General features: G+C 48.9%; 19 protein-coding genes. 16 read left to right on the forward strand and 3 right to left on the reverse strand.

Annotation, left to right across the window (positions count from 1 at the left end):
* Positions 1-5: 5 nt before the first annotated feature.
* Genes AC3WQ3_RS10685 through nagZ form a run of 6 tightly spaced genes read left to right on the forward strand, consistent with a single transcriptional unit; the run spans position 6 to position 6,649 of the window.
* Positions 6-929: a carbohydrate ABC transporter permease gene (locus AC3WQ3_RS10685; RefSeq protein WP_154896472.1), complete on the forward strand. Its 924-nt coding sequence runs from the start codon at positions 6-8 to the stop codon at positions 927-929.
* 44 nt (positions 930-973) lie between these two features.
* A complete protein-coding gene (locus AC3WQ3_RS10690; RefSeq protein WP_127539071.1) occupies positions 974-1,807 on the forward strand; it encodes a carbohydrate ABC transporter permease in 834 nt (277 codons plus the stop codon).
* A gap of 50 nt (positions 1,808-1,857) precedes the next feature.
* Positions 1,858-2,967, forward strand: coding sequence for an ABC transporter ATP-binding protein (locus AC3WQ3_RS10695; protein ID WP_127539072.1), 1,110 nt, complete (start codon positions 1,858-1,860; stop codon positions 2,965-2,967).
* A gap of 47 nt (positions 2,968-3,014) precedes the next feature.
* Entirely contained in the window at positions 3,015-3,728 is a 714-nt protein-coding gene (locus AC3WQ3_RS10700) for a cation-translocating P-type ATPase (protein ID WP_154896474.1), read from the forward strand.
* Entirely contained in the window at positions 3,725-4,906 is a 1,182-nt protein-coding gene (locus AC3WQ3_RS10705; protein WP_154896475.1) for a DUF1343 domain-containing protein, read from the forward strand. Before AC3WQ3_RS10700 ends, AC3WQ3_RS10705 begins: the two co-directional genes overlap by 4 nt.
* A 57-nt stretch (positions 4,907-4,963) precedes the next feature.
* Entirely contained in the window at positions 4,964-6,649 is a 1,686-nt protein-coding gene (gene nagZ, locus AC3WQ3_RS10710; protein WP_492472251.1) for a beta-N-acetylhexosaminidase, read from the forward strand.
* Between the two features lie 128 nt (positions 6,650-6,777).
* Here the strand turns inward: nagZ and AC3WQ3_RS10715 are convergent, their stop codons facing one another.
* A complete protein-coding gene (locus tag AC3WQ3_RS10715; RefSeq protein WP_492472252.1) occupies positions 6,778-8,136 on the reverse strand; it encodes a serine hydrolase domain-containing protein in 1,359 nt (452 codons plus the stop codon).
* A gap of 308 nt (positions 8,137-8,444) precedes the next feature.
* Here AC3WQ3_RS10715 and AC3WQ3_RS10720 point away from each other — a divergent pair, with 308 nt between their 5' ends.
* The 7 genes from AC3WQ3_RS10720 (at position 8,445) to AC3WQ3_RS10750 (ending at position 15,401) form a co-directional block, all read left to right on the forward strand.
* A complete protein-coding gene (locus tag AC3WQ3_RS10720) occupies positions 8,445-10,418 on the forward strand; it encodes a methyl-accepting chemotaxis protein (protein WP_492472253.1) in 1,974 nt (657 codons plus the stop codon).
* A 314-nt stretch (positions 10,419-10,732) separates the two neighbouring features.
* A complete protein-coding gene (locus tag AC3WQ3_RS10725; protein WP_492472254.1) occupies positions 10,733-11,932 on the forward strand; it encodes a DUF2087 domain-containing protein in 1,200 nt (399 codons plus the stop codon).
* 221 nt (positions 11,933-12,153) lie between these two features.
* Positions 12,154-12,879 (forward strand): AzlC family ABC transporter permease, encoded by a 726-nt coding sequence (locus AC3WQ3_RS10730; RefSeq protein ID WP_246058504.1) that lies wholly within the window; start codon positions 12,154-12,156, stop codon positions 12,877-12,879.
* A complete protein-coding gene (locus AC3WQ3_RS10735; protein WP_154896480.1) occupies positions 12,870-13,199 on the forward strand; it encodes an AzlD domain-containing protein in 330 nt (109 codons plus the stop codon). The genes AC3WQ3_RS10730 and AC3WQ3_RS10735 overlap by 10 nt, the downstream gene beginning before the upstream one ends.
* Before the next feature lie 108 nt (positions 13,200-13,307).
* Positions 13,308-14,114, forward strand: a complete 807-nt coding sequence (locus AC3WQ3_RS10740) for an NAD-dependent epimerase/dehydratase family protein (RefSeq protein ID WP_336783859.1) — start codon at positions 13,308-13,310, stop codon at positions 14,112-14,114.
* Between the two features lie 105 nt (positions 14,115-14,219).
* Positions 14,220-14,876 carry an SGNH/GDSL hydrolase family protein gene (locus AC3WQ3_RS10745; RefSeq protein WP_336783858.1) on the forward strand — a complete coding sequence of 219 codons (657 nt, stop codon included), beginning with the start codon at positions 14,220-14,222 and terminating at the stop codon, positions 14,874-14,876.
* Between the two features lie 177 nt (positions 14,877-15,053).
* On the forward strand, positions 15,054-15,401 hold the full coding sequence (locus AC3WQ3_RS10750) for a KGG domain-containing protein (RefSeq protein WP_154896483.1): 348 nt from the start codon (positions 15,054-15,056) through the stop codon (positions 15,399-15,401).
* A gap of 124 nt (positions 15,402-15,525) precedes the next feature.
* On the opposite strand, the gene AC3WQ3_RS10755 is transcribed toward AC3WQ3_RS10750, so the two are convergent.
* A complete protein-coding gene (locus AC3WQ3_RS10755) occupies positions 15,526-15,906 on the reverse strand; it encodes a hypothetical protein (RefSeq protein WP_492472255.1) in 381 nt (126 codons plus the stop codon).
* A 270-nt stretch (positions 15,907-16,176) separates the two neighbouring features.
* Here AC3WQ3_RS10755 and AC3WQ3_RS10760 point away from each other — a divergent pair, with 270 nt between their 5' ends.
* Together AC3WQ3_RS10760 and AC3WQ3_RS10765 are read left to right on the forward strand one after the other, a co-directional pair.
* Positions 16,177-18,108: a hypothetical protein gene (locus AC3WQ3_RS10760; protein WP_492472256.1), complete on the forward strand. Its 1,932-nt coding sequence runs from the start codon at positions 16,177-16,179 to the stop codon at positions 18,106-18,108.
* A gap of 146 nt (positions 18,109-18,254) precedes the next feature.
* Positions 18,255-19,391, forward strand: a complete 1,137-nt coding sequence (locus tag AC3WQ3_RS10765) for a glycosyl hydrolase (RefSeq protein ID WP_336783855.1) — start codon at positions 18,255-18,257, stop codon at positions 19,389-19,391.
* Positions 19,392-19,496: 105 nt separating this feature from the next.
* Here the strand turns inward: AC3WQ3_RS10765 and AC3WQ3_RS10770 are convergent, their stop codons facing one another.
* Positions 19,497-20,111 (reverse strand): class I SAM-dependent methyltransferase, encoded by a 615-nt coding sequence (locus tag AC3WQ3_RS10770; protein ID WP_492472257.1) that lies wholly within the window; start codon positions 20,109-20,111, stop codon positions 19,497-19,499.
* 222 nt (positions 20,112-20,333) lie between these two features.
* Between AC3WQ3_RS10770 and AC3WQ3_RS10775 the strand changes: the two genes are divergently transcribed.
* A complete protein-coding gene (locus AC3WQ3_RS10775; protein WP_492472258.1) occupies positions 20,334-22,706 on the forward strand; it encodes an Ig-like domain-containing protein in 2,373 nt (790 codons plus the stop codon).
* Positions 22,707-22,737 lie beyond the last annotated feature (31 nt).

The raw sequence follows: 22,737 nt of genomic DNA on the forward strand, positions 1-22,737 counted from the left end.
TTGCCATGCAGACCGCCCTTGCGCCAAAGTCGTCCGCACCCCGGACTTCCCGGATTGCCCGGCTTTGGCGAGACTATGGGTGGGCGTATTTATTTATCCTGGCGCCTGTCCTGCTGTTTCTCATCTTCACCCTCTATCCGGTTCTGACCGCTCTTGTGATGAGCTTCCAGAAATATAACATTATGAATTCAACCTGGGTTGGATTGGATAATTACGAGCGTCTGGTGAAGGATGAGACATTCTGGAAGTCGATTAAAAATACAATCATCTTCACCGTGGGTACGGTACCCGTCAATATTCTTATTACCTTTGTGCTGTCCTATTTCATCTTCCAGATGAAAAGCAAATGGCAGACCTTTTTCAAAGCTACCTTGTATCTGCCTGCGGTGGCATCCGGAGTAACCATCTCCATCGTGTGGCTGGCGATCTTTGATCCGACCGACTCGGGGCTCTTGAATCGCTTCCTTGGCCTGTTCGGACTTGATCCGGTGATCTGGCTGGGCCAGTCGGGAACGGCACTGTTTTCGCTCATCCTGATGAACTGGCTCGGATCGCATGGTGCAGGCATTATTCTGTATCTCGCAGCCATGGGAGGCATTCCGAAATCGCTGTATGAAGCAGCGGACATCGATCATGCCAGCGGATGGACCCAGTTTAGCAAAATAACCTGGCCGCTCCTTAAGCCAACCACGTTGTATCTGCTGGTTACGGGTGTGATTACATCGTTTCAGGTATTTATCTCCGTATACTTGATGACACAGGGCGGACCCAACTTCGCGACAACAACAATTGCCTATCTGATCTACGAAACGGCGTTTAAGTTCTATGAGTTCGGATTGGCATCGGCGCAGTCCTTCGTACTAGCGATTATTATTATTGTCATCTCCGTTATCCAGTTCAAGTATTTTTCAAGTGATATTGAATATTAGGGATTTTGATATTTTGGATCTAGCATCCGGGGGTGAACAAATCTATGAAATCAACTCAGAAAAGGACGCTGCTTGTCGTAGCCTCCATTCTGTTGGTCGGTTGGGCACTGGTGACCATTATTCCGATGTACTGGATGCTCGTCGGTTCGGTGCAGGACACCACGATGTCTGCCTCTTTCAAACCGCAGATGATTCCAGAGCAGCTGTCGCTGTCACCATATGAACGTTTTTTTGCAAAAACCGATGCGTGGCGCTGGCTGTACAACTCGCTGCTGATCTCGGTCATTCTGACCGTGACAAATGTGTTTTTTGCCTCCCTCGCGGGATACGCGTTTGCCAAACTGAAATTTCCGGGAAGTCAGGCCGTATTCTGGGTGTTGCTTGGCACGATGATGATTCCGGCTCAGGTGACGCTGATTCCTCTGTACATCCTGATGGTCAACGTTTTTGACCTGGGGGATACGTATACGGCAATCATTCTGCCTGCTGCTGTTAGCGTGGGCAACATCTTCTTAATGAAACAGTTCATGTCGACACTGCCGACATCGCTGATTCATGCAGCTCGCATTGACGCATGCAGCGAGTTCGGCATCTTCTGGAAGGTAATTCTGCCCATGGCGAAGCCGGGGATTGCCGTGCTTGCCATTTTCACCTTTGTGGCTTCATGGAATGAATTTTTTTGGCCGTTCCTGATTACCAATTCCAATGAAATGAGAACCATTCAGGTGGGGCTGGCTTCGTTTGTATTTGCCGAATCGACCGATTTTGGTGCCATGATGGCGGGGGCGACGATTGGAGCTCTGCCCATGATTATTCTGTTCTTCTCATTGCAGCGTTACTTCCTGCAGGGGATTACGATCGGTGCGGTTAAAGGCTAAGGTTAACTCGCATGTTGAGGACAAGCGACAACGTAAAGGGGGATCTACCTATGGCACGCGTGGAGTTTCGCCAAGTGCGCAAAGAATTCAAAGACGATCATAAAGGAACGTTCACGGCTGTGGCCGGCTCGGACTTTGTTATAGAAGATAAGGAATTCGTCGTGTTTGTTGGTCCTTCTGGCTGTGGAAAAACAACATCACTGCGAATGATCGCCGGTCTGGAGAAGCAAACGAGCGGGGATATTGTAATTGGCGATCGGGTCGTCAACGACCTGCATCCGAAGGACCGGGATATTGCAATGGTATTTCAGGATTATGCACTCTACCCGCACATGACCATTCGGGAAAATCTGTCCTTTGGCCTGAAAAATCTCAAAAAGCCAAAATCCTATATTGATGAGCAGGTGCAGAATGCTGCCTCCATTCTTGGGCTTGAGGCGATGCTGGAGCGCAAGCCGCGTGAATTGTCTGGTGGTCAACGCCAGCGGGTAGCGGTGGGACGGGCGATTGTCCGTGATCCGCAGGTATTCTTGTTCGATGAACCTCTGTCCAATCTGGATGCGAAGCTGCGTGTGCAAATGCGTGTAGAACTGGGTGAGCTTCACAAGCGGCTTGGTGCTACCATTGTGTATGTCACGCATGATCAGGTGGAAGCCATGACACTCGGAGAACGAATCGTGGTCATGAATCATGGAGACATTCAGCAGGTAGCCTCGCCGAAAGAGCTGTATGCGAGTCCTCGCAACATGTTTGTTGCCGGATTCATTGGTTCTCCTGCCATGAACTTCATTGATGCTCAAATTGAGGGAACGCAGGTTGTGGTGGACGGAGCATCCTTCACCTTACCGGAGGATATGCTTGTCCGACTGCAAAGCCATCAGGGTAGACGAGTGATTCTTGGTCTGCGCCCAGAGCATATCTTTGGAGATGATGTCGCACCTAATATTCCAACAGACCATATGCTGCAGGCTCGTGTTCAGGTTGTGGAGCATCTGGGCTCGGAAAATCTGGTGTACTTTCACCTTGGTGCTCGTACCGTAACGGCCAAAGTACATCCAGAGACGCATGCGTACGTCGGCATGGATAAAAACTTCGTGCTGGACTTGCGAAAAGCGCATTTTTTCGATCCGGAGACAGAGCTGGCCATCGGCCGGGAGTAGCCAAGTAAGAACGATTCGAAGGAACGGTAAGAAAGGGGAGATGCGGGATGCGCAAATTAAGTGAGGTGCTGGTCAGATCCGGGGTGGAGATCTACCGCGACATTATTCCTGTGGCCTTGTTCAGTGTAGCCAGCTCGTTGGTTCTGGTTCCCATTTTGATGCTTGCTCCGCTGCCGATCGCGATCATGCTGCTCGCTGTAATCTATATGCCCATTGTGTTCGGTGTTTGTTACACCGTACATCACAGGCTGGAACGGAAGGAACGCCGTAATGCACCTCGGGATTTGTGGGCAGGCACCTTGAAGGGGATTGTACCTGGTGGTGCAGTAGGTATCCTCATTGCTGTGCTGGGCTTCATCCTGTGGTCAACCTGGTGGTATTACGGCGAACAGGGCGGCATGCTGGGGACGGCTGTGAGTGTATTCCAAACGTTCTTCGTACTCATGGCCCTGATGTCACAGTTCTATACCTGGCAGCTTGTACTGCAAAAGGACATGGGTATCATCCAGGCAATGGGGGAAAGCGTGAAGCTGTTCTTTCGCCATCCAGGGTATACGATGGGAGCTTGTTTTCAAGCTATATGTCTGACAGCATTACTCGGTCTAACTGTGGTTGGTTTCGGAGCGTTATTCGCAGGCATGTTTGCCATCTATCAGCATAAGGTTGCGCAAAATGTACTTGAGCCTCAAGAGGAACCCAACATGTCTGCTGGCAATGATCATCAACATGCGGGGTGGATGAGTCAGGAGAATGCGGGATGAGCAGAGGGGCTATTGTAAGAACAGGACTTGACCGATTGTTCGAGGGGGAGTCTCACCCGTGGTTGCTGGGGGGTTCCCGCATTGGTCTGATAACGAATCCAACCGGCATTACGTCTGATTTTGTCTCTTCAGTGGAGGTGTGTGCCGGATTGTCAGATGCGGAGCTGACGGCATTGTATGCCTGTGAACATGGATTGGACGGTGAGCTTCAGGCAGGAGTCCGATTCGGGGATACGGTGCATCCGCGTCTGGGGATCCCTGTGTTCAGTCTCTATGGAGAACACAAGAAAGTGACCCCATCCATGCTCGCCGGAGTGGATACCGTGCTGTTCGACATTCAGGATATAGGCGTTCGCTACTACACATATGCCTCAACCTTATTTCAAATGATGGAAGCCTGTGCTGAAGCAGGCAAACGCATGTTGGTGCTGGATCGTCCCAATCCGCTTGGCGGGGAGGCAGTGGAAGGCGGGGTGCTGAGTGCGGGATACGAATCACTTGTCGGTGCCTGGCGTATTCCGATCCGCACTGGATTAACAGTTGGTGAGCTGGCCCTAATGGTGAACAGCCAGGCCGATGTTCCATGTGAACTTGACGTCATCACGATGGACGGGTGGAAGAGAGAATTTCTCTTTACGGATACGGGACTGTCCTGGATGCTCCCATCGCCAAATGTACCTACCTTGCATACGGTACAGGTGTATCCGGGTACTTGCCTGTTTGAAGGTACCAATGTGTCGGAGGGGAGGGGAACGACAATCCCGTTCGAGTGGATTGGAGCACCGTGGATCGATGGGCATCAGCTGGCTGCGCGATTTCGGAGTTATGGGTTGAAGGGTGTGCATGTGCATCCTGTGTACATGTCTCCGACGTTCTCCAAGCATGCAGGTGAGTTATGCGGCGGCATTCGACTTTTTATTACGGATAGCAGCGAATTCCGGGCTGTAGAAACAGGACTCGTTCTACTGCATGAGCTTGCTTCGCTCTATTCCGAGGAATTCCGCTGGTTGGAGCCACCGCGGCCTGGTTCGAGGTATTTTATTGATTTGTTGACAGGAGGCAAGGAAGTTAGGGAAGGGATACATATCCAAGAGAAATTATTCGATTTGGTTGAAACATGGAATGCGCAGGCGAAGGAATGGGGAGAGCGGCGCAAGCCATTTTTGTTGTATCCATGAGAGGTGCATTGATGCGATGCCTAATGAGGGGTGATATTCGTCGTGAGGAGGCGCAGAATGACGGGGCTACTGGAGCAGTACCAACATAAGCTGGCAAGAATGACTTTGCGTGAAAAAATTGGACAGATGCTGCTGTGCGGTTTTCATGGTACCGAAGCAGCTGGAGATGTAGAATGCCTGCTTCGTACGTATCCGATTGGAGGCGTAATTTATTTTGCGCGTAACATCGAGTCGCCAGAGCAGGTAGAGCGGTTATCTGCCGGGTTACAGGGGATTGCAGCTAAAAGCGGTCAACTCCCACTCTGGATATCCATCGATCAAGAGGGGGGCATGGTAGCGCGGATCACGAACGGGATTACTCTGATGCCGGGACAGATGGCCATTGCCGCCGCGGGTTCCGACGAAAAGGCGTATGAGGCAGCATATATTAGCGGGCTGGAGTTGAAATCGATGGGGATCAACATGAATTTTGCTCCGGTCCTCGATATCAACAATAATGCGGCAAATCCGGTTATAGGAGTCCGATCGTTTGGTGAATCACCTCAATCCGTGGCAGACTACGGCGTGAAGACCATCGCGGGGCTTCAGGGGGCAGGTATTGCCGCGACGGCCAAACATTTCCCCGGTCATGGAGATACAGATACGGACTCTCATCTGGATCTTCCCGTAATCATGCACGACAGAGAGCGGGTGGAACGGGTGGAGCTCGTTCCCTTCCAGGCTGCGATAGCAGAAGGAGTGGATGCCATAATGTCCGCCCATATTTATTTTCCGGCCCTGGAACCAGAGAGGCTTCCGGTGACGCTGTCGCATACCGTACTGAGCGGGCTGCTGCGGCAGGAGCTTGGATATGAGGGGATCATTGTAACAGATTGCATGGAGATGAATGCCATCGCTGTTCATTATGGTACGGTTGAAGCTGCGGTGATGGCTGTTGAAGCAGGAGCCGATCTTGTACTTATCAGCCACACAGCTAAGCTTCAGGCGGAAGCCTTCGAAGCATTGGAAGCAGGAGTGAAGAATGGACGGATCAGCGAAAAACGCATTGATGAATCGGTTGCCCGCCTGCTGATGTACAAGGAGAAGCATGGACTGTTGGAGATAAAAATGCACTCAGATGATGAAGTGGCTAGTGGCGGGTCTGAACGTTCATTATCCAAGGTAGGGAATGATCAGACATCATCAAATGAGCAGCTGGAGCGCAACAGTCTGCAGCATCAAGAGGTTGCGAGGCACATTAGTGAGAGGAGCATCACGCTGGTGCGAGACCAGCTGGATATGCTTCCGCTGAAGCCGGAACGAACACTGGTGATTACTATTGCTGCATCGGTGACATCCATCGCCGACGAGCAGCTTAGCCAAGCTGATACGCTTGGTTCTGCTTTGGCGAGACATGGACTTGATGTTATCGACTTAACCGTAACCCCGGAGGACGTTGCGCTTTCATCTGCCCGCCTGCTTCAGGCTGCGGAAGAGGAGAGCATCAGGCAGATCGTGGTGGGTACCTATAATGCGAGCAGTCCTTCAGGTGACCCGCAATGCCGGCTAATCGGCTGGCTTCAGCAGTTGGGTAAACCGCTGGCTGTTGTAGCGCTGCGGAGCCCCTATGATCTGCAGGCTCTTCCGGACGTGAAAGTCTATGTAGCGGCTTACGAAAGCCGTCCGCTTGCCATGAATAGTGCCGCCAGAGCAATGATGGGGCATATCCCTTTTACCGGAAAGCTTCCCGTAAATCTGATATAACATCTAATCAGTTGTTCATCAAATGCACTTCATACAGTAGAGGAGTTAATCTCCCAACGGTAACATGGCATTACCTAAACGAAAGAGACGACCCTAAGGGGCCGTCTCTTTTAATGCGTATAAACCAATTATTGCAATTTCAATGCTTTGGCTGTGCGCACTTCTACTTCATCCATCAAAGAGGTCATATCCATACCCGCATGATTACCAAGCAGAATAATCGTTACGTCGTCTGATAGATTACGAGAGAAGGCTGTGGCAAAACCGCCTCCGCTGCCATTGTGGAAGACGGTACGATTATCGCTGTTCTCCTTGAGAATCCAGGCGTAGCCGTAATTTTTGTCCGAATAGGGCTTGTACATCTGTTCAATTGTCTCCTGACTCAGGATCTGATCGGTGTACAGTGCACGGTCCCATTTGAGCATATCGTCAACCGTCGAATAGATCGTCCCTGATCCCGATTGTGACACGTAATAAGGAGCAGGCACCCACTTGTTATTTTCTGCGACGAAACCACTATTGGTTTTGACCTTGCGTGATGCCTCACCCGAGTTTTTCATGCCGAGCGGCTTCAGAATCGTTTGTTGAACATAGTCGGCATAACTCATGCCGGATACCTTTTCTATCACATAGGCTAGCAGCACATAGCCGCTATTGCTGTAGAGATAGGCAGTGCCCGGTTCGAACTTCAGCGTTTTGTGCCTGATCTCCTCTACCGTTTCTTCCAGTGAGGTTCCCTCACCCCGGCCAAATGCAGACGGAAGCCCGGAAGTTTGAGATAACAGCATATGCAGAGTTATCTCATCACCCTTCGGAATACCAGAGATGTATTTGGAGATGGGATCTTCTACACTCAGCTTGCCATCTTCCGCGAGGCTGAGAATGGAAGCTGCCGTGAAGGATTTGCTCAGTGAAGCAATTCTTGTCTTCTGGTCCGGGCGGTTCAGCGTTTTTTCATCGGCCAGTCCATATCCTTGGCGAAGCAATACTTCACCATTGCGGGCTATTAGGGCCGTGCCAGGGAATTGGACTTCACGTAAATAAGCATCCACGCTGGTCACTTCCTTGTCCAGCAAACTGACGTTGTCCGTTTGGATGTTCACGCTCATCTGACCCGATGAGGTGCGGCCGACTTTAATATCGGCTTTCAGGGCATTCGCCATAGGACGGACAGGTACCATAAGCGTTCCGTTAACTGTACGGGATTTCACGCCTGCATCGAGGCGAACATGGTTGACCTTGATCGAGTCGCTGCCGGCCTGGTAAACCAAAGTATCTCTTCCGACGGTTATGGTAGCCGTTTTGGTACGGTTATCCCATTTCAAGGAACCCTTCGCCGACTGGACGACATCCCTAAGGGGTACGTACGTTGATCCGTTATAGATCTGAGGTGTATTCTTCCAGGATTGTGGTTCGCCATTCACTTCAATAAGAACTGCTTGCGTGTTCTGTGCAGCCGATATGGAAGTGCTGAATTGTCCCAGCACCGGCCCTGCAACCAGAATGAACGCGAGCAGAATACGAAACAGGGATAAATAGGCCTTGGAAACCGATTGATGCTCGTGAGGCGATCTGCGTGTGATTTGAATCCTCTCCTTCCAGACTTTTCATGAATAACCAGCTTAAAATATTGTAAACGATCTCGCGAAGAGGGTCAAAATGGATGGAAAACAAGAGAATAGAAGTGCCTAACAAAAATAATAGAATTTCGATGATATTTAGTATTCATACATAATGTTTTCATGATGTTCGTCCGATAAAAAGAAGGTGAAGATGATGATGGGGGATAGTTAATATGAAGAAAAGGTTTCAACAATGGTTTGCGCCAACCGTAAAAAAACGTCTGGTCGCGGCGCTGCTTCTATTTTTGATTGTGCCAAGCATCACCGTTGGTTGGTTATCTTACGATAAAGCCGCAGAACGGGTCAGGGAGGAACTCCTGCATTCTGCACAAGCCAAAACAGAGATGCTCAGTTTACAGATTGATCAGATGCTCAACATGGAGAAGGATAACGCCGCACAGCTTGCTGCGGGTTTTACTTCCGAGGATGTTATTAATAAATCGCCTGCACTACAAAAACAAATGGACCATATGTCTGAAAATCATAAAGAACTTGGCGTTCTGACGATCGGTGCCGAGGATGGAAGCTGGATGAAGTCTCCTGATCCTGGACAACAAATCTATGATCCGCGGGAACGAAGCTGGTATACGATGGGTATGGCGGCGGATGAACCTATTATTTCGGACACATTCCAGTCGGCAACCACAGGAGAGTGGGTTGTGACCGCTTCTGCCAAGCTGGCTGACGGTAAAGGTGTATTTGGAGCCAATGTAAGCCTTAACCATTTGAAAGAAAACGTGGATCAGATCCATATTGGTGAAAAAGGAAAGCTGTACATGCTGGACAATGGTGGGAAATTCCTGTTCCATTACAATATCGAATCGGGTGTACAGTCAGACCAAGACTATATTAACAAAATGTACACCAGCGACACAGGGACCGTGAAGTATACGTATGAAGGGCAAGAAGTGGAAGCCGTATATTTCACCAACCCGGCGACGGGATGGAAAATTGTCGGTGAGATGCTGCCTTCTGAAGCCGATGAAGCGGTTAGACCAATTATGATTCGAACTTACACGCTTGTGGGAAGCTCACTCGTCATCGGAATGATCCTGCTGATATTCATCATTAGAGGAATTGTTCGTCCATTGCAGCAGCTCACTCAGGCCGCATCCAAGGTCAGCGCCGGGGATCTTACGGTTCGTGTTGGACTGAAGCGGCGGGATGAATTTGGACAGCTTGGAGACAGCTTCGACTCCATGACTTCATCGCTGCGCAATGTTCTTGGAGAGGTGCATGATACGTCGAGCCAGCTCGCAGCATCTTCCGAGGAATTGATGGCCAGTTCGGAACAGACGTCCAAAGCCACAGAACAGGTCGCCGAGCTGATGCAGAATGCAGCAGAAGGAACGACCAAACAGAATGACAGTCTTGCGGCAACGGGTCAGCTTGTCGGAGAGATGTCCATTGGGGTCAAAGAAATCTCTTCCAGCGCTGAAGAGACAGCCCGCATTGCAGGGGAAGCTTCGAATAAGTCCGAAGCCGGAATGGTAACCGTAGAAGAGGCAGTCGCTCATATTCAGCAGGTCAACGAAGAGAGTGAAGCCATGGCGGCAGTCATTGAGGATCTCCGGGCGAAAAATGAAGAAATTATTCAGATCGTTACCGAAATTACCTCCATTGCGAAACAGACCAATATTCTCGCGTTGAATGCGAGCATTGAGGCTGCCAGAGCTGGAGAGCAAGGACGCGGCTTTGCTGTAGTAGCAAATGAGGTCAAGGCTCTGGCTCACAATTCAGGCAGCTCGGCTGAGCGGATTAATGAGTTGATGCGTGAAATGCAGGAGAAAACATACGCGGTGCAGTCCACCTTTGCACGTACAGGTGAAGGTATGGTGAAAGGTTCGGAGCTGATTACCGAAGCGGGCGATGCGTTCCGTACCATTCGTGATGCGGTGCAGCTCGTTGCTGCTCAAGCCGGAGAAGTATCTGCGGCATCCCGTCAGATTGATGGAGGAATGAATCACGTCACCAAAGCGGTTAATGACACCATTGTCTTGTCTGATCAGATCGCATCCGGTACGGAAGATGGCTCTGCTGCAGCGCAGGAGCAGCTTGCCACGATGGAAGAAGTGGCAGCTTCCTCTGCCGCATTGTCTCGAATGGCTGAAGATCTGCAGAGCATGATTGAACGTTTCAAGCTATAACCGATTAAATTGAATAAAGCGGTGCCTCTGTGTTAGAAAGGGGATAAACCGTAGAGTGCCAGCGTCAGCATGACGATGATAGCCAGACTGCAGGGTTAATTCCCTGTAGTCTTTTTTTTATTGGAAAAAGTATGCCCTGGTAACTTCCCTGAGGGTTTAACTCATTGAGAAGAAAGCATAAAGGAGATGATTGTTGACTTTGACCAAACAAAATTATATTATATCTATAAATAAACAAACTTAAATTAAATTATTGAGTGATATCGATTGTCAATTGGGATATCTAAATAAAAGCATAAAAAGGAGTTTGTCCAATGAAATCATCGGAACCATTATTGCAGACGGCCACGCTCGAAGAGATCAAGCGGGGATATCTCGCGGAAGGGCCAACCTTTACATGTATCTGCTGTGGCTATAAAACGGAAGCGGGAATTGTCTATCCCGAGGAAGGTGTTCTCTATGAGGCAGAGAGATATATGCGTGTTCATATCGAGAAGGCCCATGGATCTGTTTTTGAATATTTGCTGGAGCTGGACAAAAGTGTAACAGGCCTGTCCGACGTGCAGCGGGGGTTACTTGGCCAGTTTTATGAAGGGAAGAAGGATACCGAAGTGCAGAAGGCACTGGGGATCGGTAGTGCGTCCACCATTCGGAATCATCGGTTTGTGCTGAAGGAGAAAGAACGGCAGGCCAAAATCTTTTTGGCATTGATGGAACTGCTAAAAAGCAAGGATGACTATGCTCCTGCCGAGCTCGTATTGCCTGTCACAAGACATGTGCATACGATCAACTATAAACAATTTGATATATCGGAACAGGACCGCGAAAAAGTACTGACGAAGTATTTTCCAGAAGGAACAGATGGTCCACTGTCGAGTTTTCATATGCAGCAGAAGCATAAATATATCGTTCTCACTGAAATTGCCAAACGGTTCGAGCCAAAACGCCATTATACCGAGAAACAGGTTAACGAAGTCTTAAAACAAATCTATGAGGACTACGTGGAACTGAGGAGATATCTGATCGACTACGGTTTCCTGAATCGTGAGGAGGACGGCAGTCAGTACTGGCTGAACCTTCCGGCAGAGCATGAAGAGAAGAATAGGAAGCAAACCGAAACGGGACGTGTGAAAGGAGAAAATGAAGAGATGAATCGGCGCAAAGAGCTTCAGGAGCAGGCCAAGGAAGTCAAGACGGAGGCGGGCATATACCAGATCCGCAATGAGCGTAACGGCAAAGTTTTTGTGGACAGCACGTTGAATCTGAAGACGATCAATGGACAGAAATTCATGCTGCAAATGGGCAGCCATCTGAACAAGCAGCTGCAGGCGGAATGGAATGAATACGGTGATGATGCGTTTACGATTGAAGTGCTGGAAGTATTGAAAAAAGAGGATAACCCCTATTTTGACACCAAGGATGCACTCGCCAAATGTTTGAGTCGTTGGATGGATCAGCTTGAGCCATACGGCGAACAAGGATATCACGGGGACAAAAAAGGTAGTAGTGAGTAATTCCGCAGCACATTCAACTTCTGGCTTACCGAGTCCATGACCTTAACAGGTTATGGGCTTTTTGCATGAGAGATCTATTGCATCTGTTCTGTAAAGGAGAAATCTGTCTCTCCCTCATTAATTCAACTTGTGGTATATTTCTAGATTATTATAAAGGAAACGTATTTACATCTCTGAAGGGATGAGAAGGAGTTGCAGCAGAATTGGATAAATCAATGCCCATGGTCACAAAATCGGAAGACATCTTAGAGACTCGGGATCATGCCACGTTTATGCAGGGGGTAAAGGATTGCATTCCAACCCTGCTTGGCTATCTGAGTATTGGGTTTGCAGCAGGCGTCATCGAAATGACAGCAGGACTCAGTATGGCAGAAATCGCCCTGCTGAGTCTGATCTTATATGCAGGCTCGGCCCAGTTTATTGCCGCAGGCATGCTCGCATCAAACGGATCGGCAGCAGCAATCATATTCACGATCTTCTTTGTCAATCTGCGACATCTATTGCTCAGTGCAGCCGTATCGCCGTATTTCAGGCACCTGACCCCACTCAAAAACATGTGGATTGGCTCCCTGCTCACGGATGAATCGTTCGGAGTGGCGATGACTCGCGCAATTGGCCGCAAAACATTAAGTGAACGGTGGATGCATGGATTAAATATTACAGCTTATCTGAATTGGTTCGCAGCCAACATGGCAGGAGCCTATTTCGGGCGCTGGATTACGAATCCGGAGCAGTTTGGACTGGATTTTGCCCTGCCGGCCATGTTTATCGGTCTAATCGTGCTTCAGTTAATCCATCGGAAAAACAGAAAGCTGCACATCAATGTAGCCATTATCGCCGTGGTGTGTGTGGTACTCGCAAGTATGGCCTCTTTGGGCAGCATGAGCATTATAGTGGCTGCAGTTGTTGCAGCAACGATGGGAGTTGTCATGGAACGATGGAAGTAAGATGGGATGTATTTTGGATTATTATCGGGTCCGCCTTGTTGACCTTTATTCCCCGGGTGCTGCCCCTAATGCTGTTTAGCAAAATACAGATTCCGGTATGGCTGCTTCGCTGGCTGGAATATGTGCCTGTGGCCGTGATGGCATCACTAATTGGCCAGGAACTGTTGATGTCTGGCAACCAGCTGGTACCGCTCACCCAAAATGCTGCACTGTGGGCCGCCCTGCCTACCTTTGTGGTAGCGATCTGGACGCGAAGCCTTCTCGGTACGGTTCTTGTGGGCATTGTAGCCATGATGATTTTGCGTTATGTGCTTGGGTAGAGGACGCAAGAGGTACAGGTAATTCCTTCAGACTAACGGTTAATAATGTTCTATAGACCTATATAGTAGAACTGAGGTATCCGTAAAGAATGAAGGGAGCGAAGGCGAATGGGTAATACGAGGAAAAAGGTACTGATCACAGGTGCTGCTGGCGTAATCGGTCGCAGTCTGCTGGATGGTCTGAGGGAAATGGACAAGTATGATATTGTTGCGGCTGATCTTCAGGAGGATTCTGGAGCAGGTATTGTCCCCATGGATGTTACGGATGCGGAAAGGCTGCAAGAGCTGATGCGAGGAGTGCATACCGTGCTGCACATTGCCTGGGCCAAGGATGGAGAGGACTTCTTGGGCAAAGTTCTCCCGATCAACGTAACGGGTGCTTACCATGTATATGAAGCAGCACGAATGAATGGTGTTCAGCGTGTCATTTTTGCAAGTTCTAACCATGCAACCGGCTTTTACCGTACAGGTGAAGAGATTGAGGTCGACGACCCCTATCGCCCTGACAGCTTCTATGGCCTCAGCAAATGTTATATTGAACTGCTTGGCCGTTATTATGTCGACAAGTATGACCTGTCTTCGTTCAATATTCGGATCGGCAACTTCTCCGGGGATGATTATCCGCATTCCGAGCGCTCTGCTCATATCTGGATATCCCCGAGGGATATGGTGCAGCTCGCTGTGTGCTGTATCGAAGCTGATTCCGGGATGAAGTATCTTAATCTATACGGAACCTCCGCGAATAGCGACAATTATTATGATATTGGTTATTTGGCTGAAAAAATTGGATACCGTCCGGAAGACGATGCTGCTGAGCTGTGGGAAGAAGCGAAGCGCAGAGGTGCGCCGGATAAACAGGATGAGACGAAGTATCAGGGCGGAGGATATGTGGCAAAAGACCAGAAGGGCGTTTAGTTGAACTTTTGAAAACGCTATTTTCTATTGAACCGGAAAGGGATAAAATGGAGACTGTAGAATCAAGGTTTCCATTTTGCATAAGAGGAAGGAACGGTTCAAATCATGAGTACAAGTCCATCCGTAATATTGTTTCAGGGAGACTCCATTACAGACGGAGGAAGATCGCGAAACGATGATCCGAATCACTTTTTGGGACATGGCTACGCCTATCTGATCTCAAGCAGATTGGGTGCGGAGCTGGCAGAGAAGCAGCCCATCTTCTACAACAGGGGGGTCAGTGGGGATCGCGCATCTGATCTGTATGCACGCTGGAATGAAGATACCTTTAGTTTGAAGCCGGATCTGATCAGCATTCTGATCGGTGTGAATGACGCCTGGCGTATAATGAATAATGAACGGAGCGGGGTGACGGATCGTCTTGGACGGGCATATCGTCATCTGCTTGAAGAAACGCGGGAAGTGCTCCCGAATACAGGGCTCGTGTTGATGGAACCCTTCATTCTGAAAACCGGCGCTACGGTGGACAAATGGGATGCATGGCAGGAGAAAATAGGCCAATATCAACGCCTTGTCCGGGAGCTCGCGGATGAGTTCGATGCTGTGTTCGTTCCATTGCAGGATGTGCTCAATCAAGCAACTGAAAAGGCAGAGGCATCCTATTGGTTGTGGGATGGTGTGCATCCAACGGCGGCAGGTCATGAACTGATTGCACGTCAATGGTTATCTGTCGTACAGGACAGCAAACTTAAAATCCAATAGGAAAAAAGAGCAGAGGGTCCTGTGCAATCCTCTGCTCTTTTTTTACATAGACGAACATCCGAAAATAAATTATATAAAAGTTACATATTTAGAAATCACTTGTTTTATTTCCAGAGAGGAGGGTAATTAAGAAGCGTAGCACACTATACTCAATACCCGATAAGGAGTGAATTCAAAATGGCACAGAATAACCAAAACGGAAAAATGAGCCGTGAAGAAGCAGGACGTAAGGGTGGAGAAGCAACCTCCAAGAATCATGATCATGAGTTTTATCAAGAGATCGGCAGCAAGGGCGGAGAGGCAACCTCGAAGAACCATGACAAGGATTTCTATCAGGAGATCGGCAGCAAAGGCGGGGAAGCAACATCAAAATCCCACGACCGTGAGTTCTATCAAGAGATTGGACGTGAGGGTGGACAAGCCCGGGGCAATAGTGATGGAAACGACGATCAGGATGGCAAAATGAGTCGTGAAGAAGCAGGGCGCAAGGGCGGACAAGCCCGGTCGCGTAATCGGAAAAATTAATCATTGATATAGAAGCAAGCATGAATGAATAAAATGTATAAATGTAGTCCAAGCAAACAAGGCCAGATCTCACCTGTGGAAAAGGGTGAGTCTGGCCTTGTTTGCTACAGCTGTGCTAGAACATTCAGGCAATATGTGGTTCAATCGCTTGACGATAGCTAAGCAGGGATTCATCAATGATGGTACGCAGAAACACGGGATCCATATCCGATAACAGGGATTCTGCATAACGCCAGGCATTTTCTTCAATGCGCAGCCGAATCTCCGCCTGCTCAAGAGCTGTAAGAGGACCATCAAGGCGGTTTGATAGTTCCACTAATTCTGCATCCTCGGCATGACCCAGTTCATGGGCCAAAATAACATAAATATAGGCTTCTAATGGAGCCAGCGATCCGAACAACATCCGGCATTGCTCCATAATTTCTTTTTGATATAGATACACGGTGTGAGTTCCCATGTGATATTTGCCGCCAACGAGGCGGTTATCCGGAAAATGAGTCTCCACCTGGACAAGTGCATGGCTATCCGAGCGATGCAGCAGTTCAATTACAGCCTGATTAAATAATTCAGTCTTCAGTATCGTTCACCTGTCCTCATAATGGAATTACGTACATATACAATGAGTACCGACAACTTTATTACGAGAAAAACGTCTGAAAAGTTTCAGTTATTTTCATATTATATGTTATTTTACATACATTTAGCGGAATTCCCTTCTTTTTCACTGCATGATAGGCTAAAATGAAATCGGTTACAATTGTGGGGAGGAATTCTGATGACAGTTCACCCTGGATTACGTTGGACGGCAGATCATATCGCTGAGGCTATGAAACATGGAATATCCGATGGTTTGGAGCTTATCCATCACTGGAAAGACAGGCTTACGGACACGTGGGATGACCCCATTTACGCCGGCTTTTGGTCGGATTTAGAAGGTTATGAACAGAAGGCACTCAAGGAGAACCTGCCTGAACTATCTTTTTCCCTATTTCGTCAATTCAGGGATACGGGTGAGCGTCAAGCGTATGAGCAGGCCTATTTTGAAAGGCGCGGAAGGCTTGTATCGCTAGGGTTGCTGATGGCAGTATCACCGTCTTCCTCTCGTTTGCAACTGGTGGAGGATCTGATCTGGAGTGTTTGTACCGAACAAACCTGGTGTCTGTCTGCCCATATACCGGAAGGGGAAGAAGCTGGCGCAAGAACACATATTGATCTATTCGCTGCAGAGACCGCACAGATGCTGGCAGAGCTAGTCGTGATGCTGGATGACATGCTGGATGAACGTGTGATCCGGATGGTCAAGGCGGAGATAGAAGACAGGATATTTACTCCATTGTACCGAGAGCAGCGGACTTATGGTTGGGAAGAGGCAAATCACAACTGGTCAGCCGTTTGCAGTGGAGGATGCGGAATTGCTGCTCTCCTTTTATTGAAGGATGAGCGTCTTAGAACCATGGCTGTGCAGCACACCATTCGATCCATGAATGCCTTTTTGAGTGGTTACGGGACGGATGGGGGATGTGCTGAAGGTGTGGGCTACTGGGTGTACGGGTTCGGATTCTATACGTATTTTGCAGAGATGCTGAGATTGTTCAGTGCAGGTGAACTGGATATGTTGTCAGAACCCAAGACGGGAACGATTGCTGCTTTCCCGGGAAATATTCATTTATCGGGCGGGGTGTATATTAACTATTCGGACAGTCGTGAGCGGGAGACGATTCCGTCCGGTTTACTGTCCCTTTTGTCCGATCGGCAGCAGATTCCAATCAACTCAGGGCTCCACATCCCGCTCCTCTCCCAGGATCCCTGCCGCAGGTGGGCTCATGCTCTCCGCAATGTACTCTGGACTAATCCCGCTAAGTTCGAGAGAGAGACTGAATCGGGCGAGCCCGGGATTCCAATTTACTTGAAGGATTTGTCGTGGGTGATAGCACGAGGGACGCTGACAACAGGTGAACAGCAGGAAGTGAAGGTGGCCTTTTCGGTAAAAGGGGGTCATAACGCAGAGCCTCATAATCATAATGATCTGGGACACTTCATCCTTCATGGCGGCGGTGAAAACATTCTCTGTGATCCAGGCTCAGGCGAGTATACTCAAGCCTACTTCGCACCTGGTAGGGAAAGCATTCTACAAATTGGCTCTCAGGGGCATAGTGTTCCTGTCATTGAAGGGACCCATCAGCAATCCGGAAGACAAGCCGAAGCTAAAATGCTACATATTAAACACCTGCCATCACAGGGGATAGAGGCTGAATTGGATCTGACGTCAGCTTATTCGGAGGCTCCTACACTGGCAAGATATATCCGGCGGTTACGATGGCACGGTTCAGCTGGAAATTCCGAAGCAGAGCTTTTCCTTGAAGACCACTACCAATGGAGTCCACCTTCTTCCGGTATTCAGATAGGGGAGCGCCTGATTAGAGAACCGCGAGTCACCCAGCATTTTATCAGTCGAATCGAACCTGTCTTGCAAGAAACAGGAGTACGATGGGAAGGTAGCAAGGCTGTGGTAATCATGGAGTACGATGCTGAATGCTGGAATGCACAGATCGAAGTGATCGAGACCATGGATCATGATCACCTGCCACAGAAGTTTTACCGCACCGCATTAATCATACGGCAAACCGCAGATGAAAGCGGAGATTCTCGAGATCATTCTGTACAGGAGACAAGGTGCAGATTGAAATTCACCATTTATCCGAGGTAATTCAATTCGAAGAATCAGAATTGAGGACAACCCGGATTGAACTGTTGCAAGGAAACCACTGAAGACAAGCGTGCTGATATAGTCCATCCAAGTTGCTTATGTATATGAGTAAATAAATTAGGATACGAAAAGAGGAGGCAAAGCTCGTGAGTACATCGACATCGGTAACATGGGTTGAAGAAGCATGGCGGCAGGGCGCGGACAAAACCATTCGCAACGCACAGCGAATCAAGGATACCTTTCCACACATCTCTCCGCAGGGAACGTATGACCAGAATGATCCGGAATGGTGGACAGCCGGATTCTGGCCAGGATTGTTATGGCTCGTGTATGGTGAGTCCCCGGAAAATGTGGATGCTGCTCCATTGTCCCGTTTTGCAGATAGCTGTGAACGGCAGCTGGAGGGGTGTCTCCGCAATCCGGATTCGGTGGATCACGATCTGGGTTTCATCTGGCTGCTTAGCGGCGTAGCATCCTACCGCCAGACTGGCAGCATGGACAGCCGGCGGCGGGGAATGCTTGCTGCCAATCTATTTGCTGCTCGTTTCAATGTACGTGGTCAGTTCATTCGTGCCTGGAACTTCAACTCGCCTACAATGGACACGCGCGGCGTAGTCATCATCGACAGCATGATGAACCTGCCACTGCTCTACTGGGCATCCGAGCAGAGCGGCGATCCCCGCTTCCGCTTGCTGGCGGAAGCCCACGCGGACACCGTAGCGCGCGAGTTCGTCCGCGCAGACGGGTCCATCTGCCACGTGGTGGAGTTTGATCCACACACGGGGCAGAAGCTGCGAGAGCATGGCGGACAGGGCCATGCTCCAGGTTCCGCTTGGGCGCGGGGCACCGCCTGGGCGCTGCATGGTTTTGCGCTGTCTTACCGGTATACGGGCGAAGCCCGCTATCTGGAGACAGCGGAACGCGCGGCCGATTTTTTCCTCGCCATGCTTGGCGAAGATATCGTGCCGTTCTGGGATTTTCGCGCACCAGCGGAGCATCAGGTGGCGTGGGATTCATCCGCCGCTGCGATTGCGGCGAGCGGTCTGCTTGAGCTGGCGAAGCTGTCGCCACGCGGAGAAGAGTATGCCGCAGCGGGCGAGCGCATCGTTCGCGGCCTGCATGAGCGCTACAGCTCAGGCGAGTCAGCTGCGGAAGAGGGGCTGATCATGCAGGGAACCGTGCATTACCCGGAAGGAAGGGGATTGAATGTGCCGATCATCTACGGCGATTATTTCTATATGGAAGCGCTGGCGAAGCTGCGCGGACGTCCGGGTCTATTTTAACCTCAACATGTCGGAGAATTAACTCATTGAAATACAAAACCACCTGGGCAGCCTATCTTTCACTGGGCTGTTTTGGGTGGTTTTTCGTGATATGAGTTAGATAATTTAAATATTTTTCTTCGATGGCACGCGCCTGAGGATCACAAAGTCCGCTGAAGATTGATCGGGATATCGCTGCGGGATGATCTCTTGAACCTTGAAGTCGGGATAGTCAAATAAATAATGGAACAGGTTGCGATCCTGGATCGTATCCACGCCTGGGTTGCCGTTTTCCTTCAACCGGGTGTAAAGTACAACCCATTCCTTCGATGAATGCAAAATATCATATAAGGTATTGCGGAAATCGGTCTCATCCGTGATGTGGTACAGCACATCCAGACACACCGTAAGGTCTGCCGTCAGAAAACCCCGGTTGATCCACAGGCCAGGTGTATACAGCATGAAGCTTTTGGAGGAGTCCGTGGCAAATTTCGAGGCACACAGGCGCACCGAAGAGGCAGCGACATCGACACCGAGGTATTCTTTATAATTCATAAATTGCAGCTGGTTACCATCACCACATCCAAACTCAATTACGCTGGTAATACCCTCCTGCTGGATCAATCCGTTCACAATCTCGGCCTTGAATTCAGCCAGAACCCCGTATGATCCACGTCCAGAAGTTTCTCCGGAACGATAGGTCTGCTCCCAATATCCAATGTAATCAAAGGGCTGCCGCATGTTTTTCCTCCTATCATGTACAATTCAGTTGCTTGGCGCTTGTTAAGTAGCAATATAGATAGGTTATGCGAATTGCTAGCGGGTATGATTCCCCGGAGAAGATGAGAATTCGGAATTGTTTTCCAATCATTTTTCTGAAAAATCGCTGAAAGCCTAAACATCTGGAAAGAACTTGCCGACATTAAAATTAAGGAAAAAAATGATGATAATCGGGGGGAAATGATGTTAAAGCCAAGATTGACCAAGTACATGGTGATGATGCTGGTATTCGTGCTGAGTATTTCCAACGTAGGCTTGGCCGCTGCGGCAGATAAGGAACTGTCCAAAATAGTGGTTTCCAAAAATGAGATGTCTCTCGAAGTAGGGGATTCCAGTTCTGTTACGGTAACAGGTGTATATTCGGATAATACGTCAACTAACGTAACCATTAATACATCCTGGAGCAGTAGTGATACTTCGATTGCAACTGTATATAATGGTGCAATTACGGCCAAAAAGGACGGTACAGCCACGATTACGGCAGAGTACCAGAATCAGAGCCAGGCTGTTCAAGTAAAGGTTACCAAAAAGGTAAAAGCCCTCTCCAAAAACGTGCAGACACTGGATCTGCGAACAGGGGATACCAAAGATATTATCCTTACCGCTACGTACAGTGACAATGAAACCAACGAGAATGCATCTCAAATGGCGGAGTGGTCTACAAGTGATGAGAAAGTGGCAACTGTAGTAAATGGTAAAGTAACCGGGCAGAGTGCGGGTACAGCTGTTATCACAGCAAAAGTAGGCAGTCAAAGTGTAACAGTAGATGTTAACGTCGAGGTTGTTAAACGTGTAGATGTAGACAAAAAGCAGGTTAATCTGCTGTTGAATAAGAGTGAAGATGTTAAATTAACGGCTACTTATCCAGATGGGACGACCAAAGATGTCACTGACCTGGCTGAGTGGACCTCGAGTAATGAGAAAGTCGCAGATGTGTTAAAAGGAGAGATTACGGGGTATTCCGCAGGTTCCGCCACAATCACTGCTAAATATGGAACCAAATCCGTATCTGTAGATGTAGACGTAGATCTGACAAGTAAACTGAGTGTGGAGAAACAAAGTATTTTCTTCCGCTTGAGCCAGTCCAATAAAATAGCCAACGTGGTTTTAACGGCTTCCTATCCAAACAGCAGTGATGTGAATGTGACGGATCAGGCTACTTGGACTTCCAGCAACGAGAAAGTGGCAACTGTGTTTAAAGGACAGATTACAGCCGTAAGCGCAGGATCAACAACAATCAAGGCTTCCTATAGCGGCAAAACGGTAGAGATTGCCGTTGATGTTGATACAGCTAGATACCTCGATATCAAGGATGTCGATGACAAGCTCGCAATGAGTGTTACTGGTGATAATAAGACCAAGCAATTGAAAGCAAGTGCAGAATACATTGATGCAAGCACAGAAGACGTAACTTCCAAAGCTACTTGGACATCAAGTAATGCGGACGTGGTGTATGTATCGAATGGCGAGTTGATTGCTTATAAAACAGGTACTGCAACCGTTACAGTTGCTTATGGTGGCAAAACGGTTAAGTTTACAGTGAATGTAGACGTTCCGGACAAGTATGAAATGGATAAGAAAAAAGCCTCAGTAGCTGTCGGCGGTACGTTCTCTGCCAAAGTACTGGCTGTTTATGGCGACACATCCAAGGATGTTTCGGAAGATGCAGAGTGGAGCAGCAGCAGTGAAAAGATTGCGGAAGTAGACAGTAATGGTTTAGTGACAGGTATTGCAACGGGTAAGGCTACCATTACGGCAAAAATTGAAGGCAAAACACTGACTCTGCCTGTTGAAGTGGGCATGGCTAGTGGCCTGGAAGCAGATGTAAACTTCGTAGTACTGTCTGCCAAGGAAACACAACAGATCGTCTTGACAGCGACCGATGAAGATGGATTGACTGAGGATGTTTCATCCGAAGCGACTTGGAAATCCAGCAATTCGCGCGTAGCGGACGTGAAGAAGGGTGTTATCACGGGAAATAGCAGTGGTAAAGCAAACATCACGGCTGAGTATGGTTCCAAAAAAGTGACGATTCAGGTTGAAGTTGACGTCATCTCCCGCATCGAAGCTTCTGAACCGGCACTTTCCCTGAAATCAGGTGAAACAGCACAGCTGACGGTTACTGCATATTTGAGCGACGGTAGCGAACGCGATGTAACCGACAAAGCTGAATGGAAAACCAACAGCTACAAAGTAGCTCAGGTAACCAAAGGTAAAGTAAAAGCGGTTGGTTCAGGTAAAGCGAAAGTAACAGCTAAGTACGGCAGCAAATCTGTAACCGTGGCTATCGATGTAGATACACTGAAATATCTGCAAACCGATAAAGTTACCCTGACCATGAAACCAGGGGATAAGGTTACTGTGGTAGCAACGGCAACATATGCCGATGGCAGTGAAGAGAATGTCTCCAAACCGGCACTTTGGAAGTCCTCCCGTATTGCAACAGCAACGGTGAAGGATGGTATTATTCAGGCTAATGGTAAAGGTAAAGCGACAATCACGGTGAGTTATGCTGGCGTGAAAACAAAAGTGACCATCGTTGTTGAAGCAAAATAAAACATGCGTTGCAGGTGAGATGTGAATGGGA

This window comes from Paenibacillus sp. FW104-T2 (genome assembly GCF_058789975.1).